Origin of the sequence: Aneurinibacillus terranovensis DSM 18919, from assembly GCF_000430625.1 — a bacterium.
In the GTDB taxonomy this organism is placed as follows: domain Bacteria; phylum Bacillota; class Bacilli; order Aneurinibacillales; family Aneurinibacillaceae; genus Aneurinibacillus_B; species Aneurinibacillus_B terranovensis.
Genome location: NZ_KE387180.1, coordinates 44,692 through 60,023 on the forward strand (window position 1 = coordinate 44,692; position 15,332 = coordinate 60,023).

General features: G+C 47.4%; 15 protein-coding genes and 2 pseudogenes. 4 read left to right on the forward strand and 13 right to left on the reverse strand.

The genetic code is table 11. The annotated features are described in order from the left end of the window. Positions 1-286: 286 nt before the first annotated feature. The 3 genes from H525_RS0121545 to bioA are packed head-to-tail and all read left to right on the forward strand — an operon-like array spanning position 287 to position 3,001. On the forward strand, positions 287-868 hold the full coding sequence (locus tag H525_RS0121545) for a biotin transporter BioY (RefSeq protein ID WP_027417889.1): 582 nt from the start codon (positions 287-289) through the stop codon (positions 866-868). Beyond that, a complete protein-coding gene (bioD, locus tag H525_RS0121550) occupies positions 865-1,614 on the forward strand; it encodes a dethiobiotin synthase (protein WP_027417890.1) in 750 nt (249 codons plus the stop codon). The genes H525_RS0121545 and bioD overlap by 4 nt, the downstream gene beginning before the upstream one ends. Before the next feature lies 1 nt (position 1,615). Continuing rightward, a complete protein-coding gene (bioA, locus tag H525_RS0121555) occupies positions 1,616-3,001 on the forward strand; it encodes an adenosylmethionine--8-amino-7-oxononanoate transaminase (RefSeq protein WP_027417891.1) in 1,386 nt (461 codons plus the stop codon). A gap of 116 nt (positions 3,002-3,117) precedes the next feature. Here the strand turns inward: bioA and H525_RS0121560 are convergent, their stop codons facing one another. The 7 genes from H525_RS0121560 to H525_RS0121590 form a co-directional block, all read right to left on the reverse strand. Beyond that, the gene (locus H525_RS0121560; RefSeq protein WP_027417892.1) at positions 3,118-4,704 is read right to left on the reverse strand and encodes a DEAD/DEAH box helicase; all 1,587 of its coding nucleotides are present in this window, start codon (positions 4,702-4,704) and stop codon (positions 3,118-3,120) included. After that, positions 4,705-5,949, reverse strand: a complete 1,245-nt coding sequence (locus H525_RS0121565) for a competence/damage-inducible protein A (protein WP_027417893.1) — start codon at positions 5,947-5,949, stop codon at positions 4,705-4,707. Positions 5,950-6,180: 231 nt separating this feature from the next. After that, a complete protein-coding gene (gene pgsA, locus H525_RS0121570) occupies positions 6,181-6,762 on the reverse strand; it encodes a CDP-diacylglycerol--glycerol-3-phosphate 3-phosphatidyltransferase (RefSeq protein ID WP_027417894.1) in 582 nt (193 codons plus the stop codon). Next, a complete protein-coding gene (gene rimO, locus H525_RS0121575) occupies positions 6,763-8,103 on the reverse strand; it encodes a 30S ribosomal protein S12 methylthiotransferase RimO (RefSeq protein ID WP_027417895.1) in 1,341 nt (446 codons plus the stop codon). A gap of 101 nt (positions 8,104-8,204) precedes the next feature. Continuing rightward, complete coding sequence (locus H525_RS25885; RefSeq protein ID WP_051331221.1) at positions 8,205-9,050, reverse strand: helix-turn-helix domain-containing protein; 846 nt, start codon at positions 9,048-9,050, stop codon at positions 8,205-8,207. A 32-nt stretch (positions 9,051-9,082) separates the two neighbouring features. Further along, positions 9,083-9,880 carry a DUF3388 domain-containing protein gene (locus H525_RS0121585; protein ID WP_027417896.1) on the reverse strand — a complete coding sequence of 266 codons (798 nt, stop codon included), beginning with the start codon at positions 9,878-9,880 and terminating at the stop codon, positions 9,083-9,085. A 266-nt stretch (positions 9,881-10,146) separates the two neighbouring features. After that, a complete protein-coding gene (locus tag H525_RS0121590) occupies positions 10,147-10,398 on the reverse strand; it encodes a DUF3243 domain-containing protein (protein WP_027417897.1) in 252 nt (83 codons plus the stop codon). A gap of 173 nt (positions 10,399-10,571) precedes the next feature. Here H525_RS0121590 and H525_RS0121595 point away from each other — a divergent pair, with 173 nt between their 5' ends. Then, on the forward strand, positions 10,572-11,402 hold the full coding sequence (locus H525_RS0121595; RefSeq protein ID WP_027417898.1) for a DUF116 domain-containing protein: 831 nt from the start codon (positions 10,572-10,574) through the stop codon (positions 11,400-11,402). Positions 11,403-11,472: 70 nt separating this feature from the next. Here the strand turns inward: H525_RS0121595 and ymfI are convergent, their stop codons facing one another. The 6 genes and pseudogenes from ymfI to H525_RS26810 all read right to left on the reverse strand — a co-directional run. Further along, positions 11,473-12,210 (reverse strand): elongation factor P 5-aminopentanone reductase, encoded by a 738-nt coding sequence (ymfI, locus tag H525_RS0121600; RefSeq protein ID WP_027417899.1) that lies wholly within the window; start codon positions 12,208-12,210, stop codon positions 11,473-11,475. 29 nt (positions 12,211-12,239) lie between these two features. Further along, complete coding sequence (gene yfmH / locus H525_RS0121605; protein ID WP_027417900.1) at positions 12,240-13,523, reverse strand: EF-P 5-aminopentanol modification-associated protein YfmH; 1,284 nt, start codon at positions 13,521-13,523, stop codon at positions 12,240-12,242. Beyond that, positions 13,520-14,809 carry an EF-P 5-aminopentanol modification-associated protein YfmF gene (gene yfmF / locus H525_RS0121610; protein WP_027417901.1) on the reverse strand — a complete coding sequence of 430 codons (1,290 nt, stop codon included), beginning with the start codon at positions 14,807-14,809 and terminating at the stop codon, positions 13,520-13,522. Before yfmF ends, yfmH begins: the two co-directional genes overlap by 4 nt. Before the next feature lie 168 nt (positions 14,810-14,977). Then, positions 14,978-15,097 (reverse strand): annotated as a pseudogene (locus H525_RS29805) (RNA-guided endonuclease TnpB family protein); the annotation flags it as partial. Between the two features lie 59 nt (positions 15,098-15,156). Beyond that, a pseudogene (locus H525_RS29810) lies at positions 15,157-15,210 on the reverse strand (helix-turn-helix domain-containing protein); the annotation flags it as partial. 11 nt (positions 15,211-15,221) lie between these two features. Beyond that, the coding region (locus H525_RS26810; protein ID WP_211237059.1) for a transposase at positions 15,222-15,332 on the reverse strand (111 nt) is incomplete at its 5' end.

The following is a 15,332-nucleotide window of genomic DNA, read 5'->3' on the forward strand; positions in this document are numbered from 1 at the left end:
TTCCATTATGTTTTTGCTTCCTATGGCTTTATTTTACCTGTTTTCAACCTATTTGCCAACAGTTTTCTGCGAACATTTATTCGCTTTCGCTTAAAAATTACATTTTTTTACATATTTTTAATTTCTTTATACGAAATCTGCTTCTCTATTGTTTTTTGGGTAATGTATAATGTTTACAGCCACATATTGTTAACTTAATTTATTTTTAGGTTGACATATAGGCGGTTTATTCTTTACTCTGTGAGTAATCCATGATATTCCACTATAAAAAGAGGAGGTTATCCAAGTGAAAAAAGCAAAATTCACCACGTCTGACATGATACTGATTTCGATGTTTGCCGGTTTGACGGCTATCGGAGCCTATATTAAGATTCCGGTTCCGGTCGTCCCGTTCACTCTCCAGATGATGTTCGTCTATTTCGCGGGTTCTCTGCTCGGCAGCCGTTTAGGAGCCGCAAGCCAGTTGATTTACCTGGCTGTCGGTCTCGTTGGCGCGCCTGTGTTCAGTGAGGGGGGAGGGATCAGCTATATTTTTAAACCCACATTTGGTTACCTGCTTGGCTTTTTGTTCGCCAGTTATGTGATTGGCAGAATCATTGAACGAAAGGCAAATCCCAGTCTGGCAGACTTTCTTACAGCCCATTTCACCGGACTTGCAATCGTCTATATTGCCGGCATGGCGTATCTGTATTTTGCGATGAATGTAATCCAGAGAACGCCCTTTTCGCTGCGTGACACGTTCTTCTATGGGTTTCTCGTTGCGGTTCCGGGTGATATCATACTCTGTCTGTTCGCCTCTGTGATTGCGATACGTGTCTACCGGCAGCTTCGCGCATTTTACGGGGAAAGGAGAACGAATGCGGTATGAACGCAGCGTTGTTTATTACTGGCACCGGCACCGGTGTTGGAAAAACGAGTGTGACCGCCTATCTCAATGCCCTGCTTCAGTCACAGGGGATAAAATCCGTTCCTTACAAACCTGTGCAAAGCGGCTGTATCCGGCAACAAGGCAAGCTTATCGCAGAAGATGTTGAATTTTATCGCTCCGTTTCCTTGCTGCAGCACACTGATGAGGATATGTGCAGCTACCGGTTTGAGCCGGCTGTCTCTCCCCATCTAGCCGCCCGCTCCGCGAACAGTAAAATTGATCCTTGCGTAATCAAACAACAGTTGGAACACCTGCAGAAGAACAACGATTTTGTCATCGTAGAGGGCGCTGGCGGAATTGCCGTTCCCCTGGCCGACGGGGACAAAAAATATATGATAGCCGATTTAATAAAGGAACTGGAACTTCCTCTCGTGCTTGTCACCCATCCGGGCCTTGGCACAATCAACCATACACTCCTCAGTGTCGCTTATGCAAAACAATTGGGTATTCCGCTGCTTGGCCTCGTTGTTAACAGCATGCCGGACGTTCCGAATGCAATGGAGGAGGATAACGTACATATGATTACGCACCTGACCGGACTTCCCCTATTAGGTACCCTTCCTATTTTTCGGGAGCCAATCAGCGACAGCATGAAACTCTCGCTTGCCAGCGGAAAATCCAGGATTGACCTCGATTTATTGCTGCAGCGTCTGGCAGATACCACAAAAGTAAAGGAGCGGTTTTGAAATGAATTATACACCGGCTGAACTGGAGGCGTGGGATAAAGAATACGTATGGCATCCGTTCACTCAAATGAAGGAATACAATCAGGAAAAACCGTTGATTATTGAGCGCGGCAAGGGCAGTTACTTGTATGATATCGAAGGTAACGCTTACCTGGATGGATATTCATCCCTCTGGATCAACGTGCACGGCCATAATCATCCGGATTTAACCGCCGCCCTGGTCGAGCAGGCGCAGAAAATTGCTCATTCTACTTTGCTAGGTGCGGCGAACGTTCCCTCTATTCTCCTTGCTAAAAAGCTGGTAGAGATCACTCCGGCAGGGCTTACCAGGGTTTTTTATTCTGACTCAGGTTCTACGTCCGTGGAAATCGCGCTTAAAATGGCATATCAATACTGGAAGCTAAAGGATGTCAAAAGATACGCGCGAAAGAATACATTTATTTCACTCAGTGAGGCTTATCATGGCGACACGATCGGTTCCGTGAGCGTGGGAGGGATGGAGACGTTTCACCGCATTTTCCGGCCGCTTTTGTTTGAACGAATACAAACGCCGACACCTTATACGTACCGGATGCGGGACGATGGAGATGAGGAAACATGTAAAAATGATTGCCTTTCCGCCCTGGAGTCCCTGCTGCAGGCGCACCATGAAGAGGTAGCCGGACTCATTATTGAACCGCTTGTTCAGGGGGCCGCCGGGATGATTACCGCCCCGAAAGGCTTTCTGGCGGGTGTCCGCAACCTGTGCACAAAATACAATGTTCTCATGATCGCGGATGAAGTGGCTGTCGGTTTCGGACGAACCGGGACACTGTTTGCCTGCGAGCAGGAGAATGTCGTTCCGGACTTTCTTTGCGTTGCCAAAGGATTAACGGGAGGATATTTGCCACTTGCCGCCACCCTAACCAATGATGAGGTTTATCAGGCATTCCTCGGAGATTCTGCCGAACTAAAAACATTTTTTCACGGCCATACGTACACCGGCAATCAGCTCGCCTGTGCGGCCGCTCTTAAAAACATAGAACTCATTGAGAAAAATAGACTTATCGAATCACTGGGGGACAAAATTGCAATGCTTGAGAGCCGCCTGCAAGCTTTCCGGGAGCTTCCCCATGTAGGAGATGTGCGGCAGTGCGGGATGATGGTCGGCATTGAACTTGTCAAAGACAAAACAACGAAAGAAATGTTTCCATTACACCTCGCCGTTGAACATAGCGTGATTCTGCAGGCCAGAAAGCTCGGGGCGATCATTCGCCCGCTCGGCCCGGTGATTGTGCTCATGCCTATCCTTTCGATGAGCGAGGCCGAGTTAAAACGTCTGCTTGACATCACATACGAATCGATTCAAACGGTAACACACTCCGCCTTTGCTGCCTGCAGTATATAAATCGATTTGAAGAAATGATGAGTCTATACTAAAGAGACCGAAGTGGTGCTTACCTGAAAGCACCGCCCCGGTCTCTTTGCTTTAGTAGCCATGTTCTATTGGTTTCGCTTTACGTTCTATTGGTTTCGCTTTACGCGCGGTTTGGCTGGCTCCAGGTTGATTCGTTTACCCTTCATACGGGTATGGCGCATCGCCTCATAGACAAAAGGTGCGACATCCTGAGAAACTTCGATGAACGTAAAGTTCTCAAAAATATCGATTTTGCCGATCGCTTTACTGGAAATGCCAACGAGTTCGGTTATTTCTTTTACGAGGTCCGGCGGACGAAGTTCGAGATTGCGTCCAATGTTCAAAAAGAACCGTACCATTCCTTTAGATGCTCCCGTATCCCCGAAATCGTACGCGTCGCCTTCTTCAAAAGTAATCGAGCTTGCAAAAGCAAGGGAAAGTGTAGCCGCCGCAATTTTTTCAACCGGATAATTGTCTTTCAACTGGTCAACCACCTGCATAAACGGAGTGAGGTCATCGTCGCCTGCGAGCAGATTCACAATTTGCTGTTTCCACAGCGTCTGCTGCCGCTCCATTACTTCTTCAAGTGAAGGAACATTGCGGGATTCCAGCGTCGATTTAGAAACTTTCTCAATCGTGCGCAGCTGCTTCATTTCCCGCGGTGTGACGAGCGTCAGGGCAATTCCTTTACGGCCGGCGCGGCCGGTTCGGCCGATTCGATGCACATAGCTTTCCGGGTCCTGCGGAATATCATAGTTGATAACGTGGGAAACATTTCCCACGTCAATTCCGCGGGCGGCGACATCGGTCGCTACCAGCAGTTCAATCGTGGAATCCCGGAAAGACTTCATCACTTTGTCCCGCTGAGCTTGGCTTAGATCGCCGTGCAGCCCGCTTGCCATGTAGCCGCGCTCCTGCAGCGCTTCCGTCAATTCATCCACCCCGCGTTTTGTACGGCAGAATACAATGCCGAGTTCGAGGTCCTCACTGTCAATAATGCGGCACAGCGATTCAAGCTTACTGCGTTCAAACACTTTATAGTATACCTGTTCGATGGTAGGCGCCGTCACTTCCTTGCGGCTGATTGCCACGGTTTGCGGATCATTCATATACTTGCGGGCCAGGCGCAGAATCTCCTGCGGCATCGTTGCCGAGAACAGCAGAGTCTGGCGGTCTGACGACGTTTCCTGAATGATGGACTCAATATCTTCTTGGAAGCCCATATCCAGCATTTCATCCGCTTCATCCAGAACGAGCATTTTCACCTGATCCAACCGCAACGTTTTCCGGCGCAGATGGTCAAGCACCCTGCCCGGCGTACCGATAACAACCTGTACGCCCTGTTTTAACGCGCGAATTTGATGCCCAATGGATTGTCCACCGTAAATCGGCAGCGTGCGGACCCGTTTATATTTCGCGATTTTCCGCAGCTCCCCCGAAACCTGAATAGCCAGTTCCCGCGTTGGTGTCAGAACGATAGCCTGTACCGCATTTTGATTCGTCATCTTTTCTATGAGCGGAAGTCCGAACGCAGCTGTTTTCCCTGTCCCGGTCTGCGCCTGTCCGATTAAATCCACTCCTTCGAGGATTTTCGGAATACACTGTTCCTGTATCGGTGACGGCTCTTCAAAGCCCATATCATGAATTGCCTGTTGGATTGTTTTATGCAAAGCAAAATCTGAAAAATTCACCATTTAAAAACCACCTTTTTTTAATCGTTCCAATAAGGTAAAAATCGCATATTTAGCCGCCCGCAGCTGAATGCCGGAGCGGGTGCCGGAGAGGTGAAGTTCCTTTACCTCCGTGTTCTTCCCATCGCTTATTCCTATGTACACAAGACCCACTGGCTTAGTTTCGGAAGGGTCCGGGCCCGCTTCTCCCGTAATCGACACACCAAAACTGCTGCCCAAGCGGACGCGCACTTCTTCGGCCATAATACGCGCCGCTTCCCCGCTTACTGCGCCGACCGTCTGCAGCACCTCATGCGGAACGCCAAGCTGGTGCTGTTTAACGGAATTCGTGTAGCATATAATACTGCCATTTAAACTATGCGAGCTGCCCGGCACTGACGTTATCATATGGCTGACAAGTCCACCCGTAATGCTTTCCGCAAACGCAGCTGTTTTCCCATACTCTCTCATTTTACCAACAAGCACGGAAGCAAGCGAATCACCATTATACCCGTATATAAATTCTCCCACACGCTGCTCGATTTCACGCTCTACTGCGGAAATGAGAGATTCCGCTTCCTGTGCCGTTGCGCTTTTTGCGGTCAGCCGGATCGTCACTTCCGCCTCCGATGCCAGTGGAGCAATCGTAGGATTCGTTTGCCGGTCAATTAAATCCATAAGTTTTTCTTCCAGCGCCGACTCTCCAATGCCGAAAAATCGAAGCACTTTCGAGTGAACAATTTGCTTCTCACTTAACAATGACAACAGATAAGGGAAGCCGTATGTATCGAACATAGGATAAAGTTCACGCGGCGGGCCAGGAAACATCATAATCTGCCGCTCACCATATGGAATCGCCATACCGGGAGCCATCCCATGATTATTCGGCAAAACACGGCTCCCTTCCACGACGAGGGCCTGTTTGCGATTGTTCTCCGTCATGATCTGTTTACGCTGCACAAAATAGGCTTCAATCCGCTCCATCGCCTTTTGATCCTGCACAAGCGGGCGGCCGAGGACGCGGGCCACCGTTTCTTTTGTAAGATCGTCCTTTGTCGGGCCAAGGCCGCCTGTAAAAATAATAAGATCAGAGCGGGTTAGCGCTTGTTCTGTCACAGCACGCAAGCGCTCCGCGTTGTCCCCAACCACCGTATGGTAGTACATATCTATGCCAATTTCCGCCAGTTTCCGGGAAAGAAACTGTGCGTTCGTATTCACGATCTGACCAAGCAATAATTCAGTTCCTACCGCGATAATTTCCGCCTTCATATAATGCCGCCTCCTGTAAAGAAAACTTGGCTAGCGCCAAGCCAAAGGCGTAGGCGATAGCCTTAGTTGCCCTTATGCGTGTGAGAAAGGCTTACTTTCTCATACGCGAAAAGAAAACTTGGCTAGCGCCAAGCCAAAGGCGCAGACGATAGCCTTAGTCGCACGTGCTTATCGGAAAGTTACACTTTCGGATAAGCCAGAAAAATCAATAGCAGATTTCTCTGCTATTGATTACGCTATGGGTATTACCTTTTTATTTTTGATAAAATATTCTACACCTGAAACAATCGTCATAATCACTGCGATCCATACCATAATACTCGCAAATGGAATTCCCAGACTTTCAAAGGGAAAATTCTGTAAAATCAAGGAAGCAACGGCAACAATTTGAAATACCGTTTTCCACTTCCCCATTTTACTGGCCGCTATGACAACCCCTTCCGCAGCCGCGACAAGGCGCAGGCCGGTGACGGCAAACTCACGGCTAATAATGACAACAGCTACCCAGGCATCAAGGCGCTGCATCTCGACAAGCGAGATGAGCACCGCAGATATTAACAGTTTATCGGCCAGCGGATCTAAAAATTTGCCCAGATTGGTTACCATCTTGCGCGAACGGGCAATATAACCATCAAGCCCGTCCGTTACCGCTGCAATAATAAAAATAAGCGCAGCAATAAACTCACTGTACGTGATGTGTACGCCTCCTCCGACGTTAATCGAACCCAGATAATCGAACCGCACGAGCAAAAAAATCATCACAACCGGCACGAGAAAAATCCGTACCAGAGTGATACGATTGGCCAGATTCAACTAAATAACCTCCCCGGCAAGGTCAAAGTCATACGAATGGGTAACGCGGACATTCACAATGTTACCTAAATCCCCTGTATACCCCGTAACGTATACTTCGCCGTCGATTTCGGCTGCATCAAATTGCGTACGGCCTATATGGACATTACTGTGTCCATCGTATCCTTCGATAAGCACCTGTACTACTTTACCCACAAATCTTCCATTTCGTTCTTTGGCAACTTCGCGCTGAACTTCCATCAGCGTGTTAGCCCTGCGTTCAATGATGTCTGCCGGAATCTGGTCAGGCAGGCGGGCCGCTGCTGTCCCTTCTTCCTGAGAATAGGTGAACACCCCGAGACGGTCAAAACCGATCTCACGAATAAACGACTGAAGGGCATTGAAATCGTCTTCGGTTTCCCCCGGGAACCCAACAATAATGGAGGTGCGCAGGGCAACATCCGGCACATGAGAGCGAATTTTGGCGACAAGCTCACGGATGTCACGCTGGCGTCCCGGTCTGCGCATCCGCTTCAACACCGCATCTTCACTATGCTGTAAAGGCATATCAATATATTTGCAAACTTTCGGGTTTGTCGCAAATTCTTCAATGAGTTCGTCTGTAAAATAACCCGGATACGCATAGTGAAGGCGAATCCATTCTACGCCTTCCACTTCCGACACTTCCCGCAAAAGCTTATGAAGGACACGCTCACCGTAAATATCAAATCCATAGTTCGTTGAATCCTGGGCAATCAGATTAACTTCTTTTACACCCTGCGCAGCCAGCTCTTTGGTTTCCCTGACGATAGATTCAATCGAACGGCTGCGGAAACCTCCTCGCAATTGGGGGATAATACAGAACGTGCACGTATTATCGCAGCCTTCCGCAATTTTGACAAAGGCGGAATAGGTTCCTTTCTGCACTTTGCGGCGGGCCGCATTCTCGTAGGAAAACACGGGATTACCGACAAAAATCGGCCGTTTCCCTTCCAGAGACTCCTCAATAATTTGGTTAATTTTATCAAAGTCCCCGGTTCCGACGATGCCGTCAATTTCCGGCATTTCATCCAGCAGCGCTTCCTTATACCGCTGCGTCAAACAGCCTGCTACAATCAGTGACTTTAGTTCACCTGTGTTTTTAAGGTCCGCCATATCAAGAATCGTGTTGATCGATTCTTCTTTGGCGGCATCGATAAATCCGCACGTATTCACGATAATAACATTGGCTTCCTCGGGATTTTCTACGAGCGTGTAGCCTCGCTCATCGATTAACTGTGACATAATATCGGAATCCACCAGATTTTTTTCACAGCCAAGCGTTACGATCGCTACTTTTTCCCCTGTTGCTGTTTTATTCACTTTGCTAGTCCTCCGTCCACAGAGCAGTGCCCAATTTTCCAACTACAGTATAATACACGAAAAAATACGTGTCAAAAGAAAAACCCCACTTTTAACTGGGGTTATTTCCTTGTAATTCTAATTTTTTGGGTTTTGTATTTTGAGTCCGGTATCGTTACCGTCTGACCGTTTACCGTTACCTGTGTATTCTGAGCATGATAAATCCGCAGGTATACCATATTTCCTGTCACATCCCACGTTTTCGACTGGCCTTCTGTCAGGGTTAGCTGTTCGATTTGCCCATTCGCATCGGAAATCGACATCCAGTGATTGCCCGAGGTCGCTTTTACCGAGACAGAAATTTTATCTGTCGGGGCTAAACCCGTTAAGTCAAAGTTTGCGGTAGACCCCTGCACCGTACCAGGCGTAAGCGTAGCGGCAGCAGGTGCGGGCGCAGCAGGTGCCGGTGCCGCCGGCTTAGCGGGAGCAGGCTTGGGCGGAGGCGGAATCACGATATCCGACGGCTGGGTCGTTACGCTTGGCGGATTTGCTCCGGGTTGAGCCGGTTCTTTTTGCTTCGATGACAAACTGGTAATGGCAAAATAAATCACCGCAAGAATTAAAATCGCAAACAGGTACAGCATTGTGCGCGAAACCCACTTGCTTCCCGAACCTTCCTTGCGGGGTTGGCGGCTCTGCCGTAACGGTGTGGGTTGCTCCACCTGTACAGGCGGTGCGGGCAGTTCGGCAGCATGTTCCGCAATCAGTGTTTCCGCATCAAGTCCCACCGTTTCGGCGTAGCTTTTTAAAAACGCACGAGCATAGAAATGTCCCGGTAAGACATCAAAGTTTCCGCTTTCGATTGCTTCAAGATAGCGTGTTTGAATCTTGGTTTTCTCCTGAATATCGTAAAGCGTCATTCCTTTTTCCTGTCTGGCTCTTCGCAATACTTCTCCTAGCTCAGACAAAACAAGCACCTCCCATAACCATCCGGTCTCTCTTACGGCATATCAAAGCCGGAAAATCCAGTTTCTATGTTTTCATATGTAATCACTTGGTCCGGGTCATTTCGAAGTTCAATAATATAATCGAAGTCAGTGATTTCATACTCTGTCTCCCGTACGAAAACATCCGGATGCTCGATGACTTTCGTATACGGCATGCGCAAAACTTCACGCATTAACATCGCATGCTTTTCGGTACTTCGCATGGTCGATACAATTCCATCGATTAAATAGACATGCCCCTCGCCCAGTTCATCGCTGGTCAATTGATTTCGCACGGTCTGACGGATCAGGGTGGAAGAAATAAACGTCCAGCGCCGGTTAGCGGATACACACGCGGCGACAGTCGATTCCGTTTTTCCTACGCGGGGCATCCCGCGAATCCCTATCAGTTGGTTGCCTTCGCGTTTAAAAATCTCGGCCATAAAATCAACCAGTACCCCTATCTCTTCCCGAATAAAGCGAAAGGTACGTTTATCTTCCGCATCGCGTTCAATGTAGCGGCCGTGTCTCACCGCCAACAGGTCGAGAATCGTTGGCTGGCGTAATTTACGCACACTTATATTTTCTACTTTCTCCAATAAACTACCCAATAATTCAATTTTTTTTGCATCATCTGTTTGAACTAAGAGGCCACGGCGCCTGTTAATGGTGCCGTGAATCGATTCGACGCCATTTATCGTTACGATGTTTATAGATAACATACCGAGGATGGAAGCAACATCCCCCAACAGACCCGGTCGGTTCTTATGTATTTCATACTCGAGATACCAACTTTGTTTTTCAGTCTCCATTCTGAGTTTAACGCCCTTTCATTCCACAAATCTTCTCCCATAACGACACTATTCTACACTAAATAATAAAATCCTTCCATTATAATTAGACAAAATTTAACGTGATGTTTCTCTATACGTTTAAAGAAAACTTGGCTTGGCTAGCGCCAAGCCAAAGGCACAGGCGATAGACTTAGTTGAACTTATGCGTATAGGAAAGTTATACTTTCCTATACGTTCAAAAAAGCTCCCTCACATAAGGGAGCTTTTTTGAACGTGTGTACCGATTAGCGTTTGTTCTGTACATATTTCATCATAAGGCCGGCCATTGTACGCCGTTCCTGTTCATTGCCGGATTCCCATAAATCCTTTAGAAGTCGTTCCTGTTCATTTTTTGGATCAACTTTGTCTGCGAGGTAATCGCCTATTTCATACGCCACATTCTGCATAGATTCTTCGTTCATCCCGGAAGCAATTCCCTGGCTGACGCGAGAAGATAGAAACTCTCTCCAATCACCAAAGTTTTCAAGTACTGACATTTCATTTCCCTCCTTATTTTGCATGCAGAGCTTGTTATCAGCCCTCTTCTCGTAATATGACTCAAATCCTGCCATATTATGCACATTGGTAACGTATAGAGTTCGGTAAAGCATCACAAGATACTCGTATACAGAAACCAAATTTTGTTGTTTCCAAGGAAAGGAGCCGTTGTATGAACAACGAAGCAGAAACAAAAGAGCTTTTACAAGCTCCGCGCAGATTAGGGAGCGAATGGGAATCATGGGAAGGAAATCTTGAAGAAAATAATGGGGACCTCGATACCAGCCCCTGGTATTTTATCGGGTTTGCTTCTATTGGATTATCGATGGTTAACATTGCCGGTTTGTTTATCCTTTATATGATGAAGCCTCGACTCGCGCTCATTCATCCCGACGTCGACCTCGCCGTATCTTTAATCGTTTATACAGCCCTCCTGCTAACGGATATCACGCTGCTTCTCGTTGTGCTTACCGTGCTGACGCAGAAGCCGTTTGCTTTCTTTCTAAAGAAAAAAGAACTGGCAAACCTCCCGATTATTCCGTTAACGATTCGCATTGGAAAAATGTTCGGCTTATCCAGAGACCGAATGACCAACTCCGTCATGCGAGCCGGAAACATTCTGACAAAAGCGATTTATGACAAAGTTCATCCTGATGACCTACTCATCGTAGTCCCCCGTTGTTTGTCTATGTTTACCCGCAAAGAGCTTACCGCTCTTACCGAAAAGTATGGTGTTACCTTTCATACAGCGGGCGGAGGAAACGCGGCACGAGAGCTGTTAGTGAAGGAAAAACCAAAAGCAATTATCGCGGTAGCCTGTGAACGGGATTTATTTTCCGGTCTTCAGGATGTCGGCGGGAATATTCCCGTAATGGCCATCACCAATAAGCGTCCAGAAGGACCCTGCCGGAATACGTTTATTAATTTCGAGGAAATGGAAGAGGCCATCCAGCATTTTCTCGGTACACCGGCTGTAGAAACAAATTCGCTTGTTGAAGCGTAAGTACTTGGTGAAAAAAGACCCCTTACGGACGAAAAAAGTCCGGACAAGGGGTCTTTTATTCGATATAGCGTTAACAGTACCAGGCACCGTTTGGGCTGATGACCTGCCCATTGATATAGCCGGCTTCCTCTCCGATGAGAAAAGCGGCAAGCGCTGCGATTTCTTCGGGTTGACCGATGCGGCCCGCGGGAATTTCTTCAACAATCTGTTTCATCTCACCGGCGGCAAACTGACCTTTTATCATATCCGTCTCTATTAATCCGGGAGCGATCCCGTTCACTGTAATTCCACTCGGTGCCACTTCCTTGGCGAGCGCTTTTGTAAAAGAAACAACGGCACCCTTTGTCATGGAATACAGGACCTCACAGCTGGCGCCTGTAAGCCCCCAGATCGACGACACGGTGACGATACGCCCCCATTGCTGCTGGATCATATAAGGCAGGGCAAGCTGCGCACAAAAAAACGGAGCACGCACATTTACGTTTATAAGCCTGTCAAAATCAGGCGGGGATACGTCTTGTACCAAACCATAGTGGCTTACCCCGGCATTCAGTACCACAGCATCCGGAGGGTGCGGAAGCCTGGCAAACAGTTGTGCGGCCCCGTTCGGCGACGATAAATCTGCCCTGATAAGGTGAACAGAACTGCCCGCTTCCGCGCAGGATGCCGCCACGCTTTCTGCCGCGTCATCTGATGAATGGTAATGGAGCAGCAAATCGTACCCTTCCCGCGCGAGCCGCTGCGCAACCGCGGCTCCAATCCCTTTGCTGGCTCCTGTGACGCATACCCACTTGCTACGTTTGTTCATCGTTCCGCCTTCTCCCGTATAATTTCCAATCAATGTTCATCAGAAGTAATAATGGAGACGGCAAACTGGTCAAAATCGATATGATCGCGCATCCGTTGATTGACATCATCCAGCGTTACATTTTCCAATATGTCGACAATCCGGAACAAATCCGTTTCCGCAAACCTGTATTTTGTAAATGAATTTGCAATGAACTCAACGGAATTCAATGCACGTAAAAACTCACCGATTTTTTTCTTTTTGGAAAGCGTAAAGGATTCACTGTCAATTCCTCGCTCTAGCATAGATTTCAATTCCGTCTCGACGATATTCACAAGTGAATCCGGGTCTTTCGTGTCCCCTCCAATCAGGGAAAAGCCATAATGGACTTCGCCGCTGTAGTCCGCTCCGAACCCATCGTTAATTAATCCGGCATCATACAGCTTCTGGTAAAGCGGGGAGCTTGGGCTGAACAGAACATCCAGCACAATTTCGGTGGCCACTTCACGTTTCAGCAGTTCATCGCCTGTTAAGCCAACCTTTTTTTCTTTGAAGCCGAACATAACCTTCGGAATGCCGACCGGGAGCTTCACAACAAGGCGTTTGTTTGCAACCGGAACAGGTTCATCCGGATAAAACCGCTCAATCGGAGCCTGTTTCTCATACGGTTTCTTTGCCTGATTATCCCGAACTACCTGCATTATCTCTTCGGGATTTACCGCCCCTACAATGAACAGGAGCATGTTGCTCGGGTGGTAAAACGTTTCATAACATTGGTACAAAAGCTCTTTTGTAATGTGGCTGATCGATTCTACGGTACCGGCAATGTCAATTTTTACCGGATTGTTATGGTAGTAATTCGATATTTGACCGAAATAAACGCGCCAATCCGGATTATCATCGTACATCCGAATCTCCTGGCCGATAATCCCCTTTTCTTTTTCAACGTTTTCATCGGTAAAATAAGGATTTTGCACAAAATTAAGCAGCGTTTCTACATTGCGGGTGACATTCTCTGTACTTGAAAACAAATAGGCGGTCCGGTCAAAGCTTGTAAAAGCGTTAGCCGATGCGCCGTTTGCAGAGAACTCCGCAAAAACGTCCCCTTCTTTCTCCTCAAACATTTTATGTTCGAGGAAATGGGCGATCCCGTCAGGAACTTTAGTCCGCCCTTTTCCAGGCGCGACGAATTCGTTATCAATGGATCCATATTTCGTGGTGAATGATGCGTACGTTTTGCTGAACCCTTCCTTTGGTAAAATGTAAACCTCAAGCCCATTTGGAAGCTGTTCATAATAAAGAGTTTCATTCAACCTGTCATAATGTTTTTTCATTTCCCATCCTCCTTTCCACGCAGGAAATAAATGGTGTCAATCTCAACCTGGCTGGCTACATTTGCAATGTCTTCTTTGGTGGTTTTCCCGATTTGATTGAGCGTATCCTCAAGCCGGCGAACGCTGCCGTTAAGCCTGCCGTTGTAGTCCATCGCAATAATGGCGCCAGCGCTGTCCTGCGTTTCGCGCAATTGATTGGAAAGGGTTGCTTTCGTCTGTGTTAACTCCGTGTCCGTAATTTCACCTTTTTTCATCATTTCAAGCTGTTCCTTGATAATCGCGACCGCTTTATCATAATTAGCAGTCTCAATTCCGGACATAATCATGCAAAGCCCTTTATGACTCTCTAATTGCGACACTGCGTAATAGGCAAGGCTTGCCTTCTCGCGAACGTTCGTAAACAACTTGGAGTGTGGAAATCCGCCCAGCACACCGTTATACATCATCAGATGAACATACGCATCGTCCGCATAACCGATCTGTGTACGCATGCCGATGTTAAGCTTCCCCTGTGCTACATTCATTTGGTCAACCACTACGTTTTCCTTAACTACAGACTTACGATACTGATTAGCCGGTAAAGGCCTGACGTCTGTATCCGTACGCCCCCATACAAGGTGCTGCTTGATTAATGACAGCACATCCTCTTCCTTCACATCACCTACAACATACACATCCACAGGAGCCGTCTTCAAAAGATCCTGATAAAAGGCGTACAAATCCTGCGGCGAAATTTCCGGAACCTTTTCTTTGATTCCATAAGCGAGGAGGCGGTACGGTTCATCTTTACACATTTCTTCCGTAACCCGGTGATTCGCATAACGCATTTTGTCATCGATTAATCCTTCAATTCTTTTGACCAGCGATTCCTTCTCAAGGGCAACGTAACGTTCGGTAAAGCCGTCTTCTTCCACCAGCGGCCGGTGCAGCACTTCTCCTAAAAATGCCATTCCTTCTTTCAGCAGGGGACGGGAATCAGACAGAAATTTTTCATTGGCGATCTCAAGGTACAATTGGATGACCTGTCTTTCACCTTTTTTCATGACCTCCGCGCTAAAGATCGCTCCATACAAATCATCGAGATGGCGCTGCATCTCCCCCTGTGTCGGATACTTTGCACAACCGCGCTGCAGGACATTTGGCAACAATGCCCCCTTTGTTACGGTTTCTTCCGCCAGTGGAAGCGCAATATGTATCGTAACCGTATTCGTTTTGAATTTTTCTGTCGACAGGGTATGAATGTTCATCCCGTCTTGCTGTCGGCTGGTAAACGTTAATTCGCTCATTCAGGCACTCCTTTTCGATTTCTTTCTTCGTTTTATTTTACCCGATTTGTTCGCGCAGACCAATGTGCGAACACGGTGAACTACCCGCCACCTACGCTTCGCTTGGGGGCTTCTAAGGTAATCGTACCTAACGGTACGAAATTTACTTAGCTATCGAGCCTGTTCCAACAGCATAATGTTTTCGTTGACCACATTGGTTGTATACGACTGTCTTGCCTTACGGCTTTTGAACTTTGGAAATTCAGCACGACCAGAAAAGAAGCTCTTGTATGCCTTTTGCAAATGGAGTTAAGCATTTGCATTTTGTTGTAGGCAAAACGAACACAACCGAAGGTTTTTGCAAGAAGTTGTTCTTGTTTTTTTGTTGGGTACAGACGGAACTTATAGGCTTTGTTTGCCATATCAAATCCCCTTACTTCATTCCTTGTTGATATTCTATATATTTCTTTATCACTTCAATAGGCGAACCGCCTTTTGTAAGTAAGCAAAAACTTCTTGACCAAAAATATTCTTTCCAAAGTTT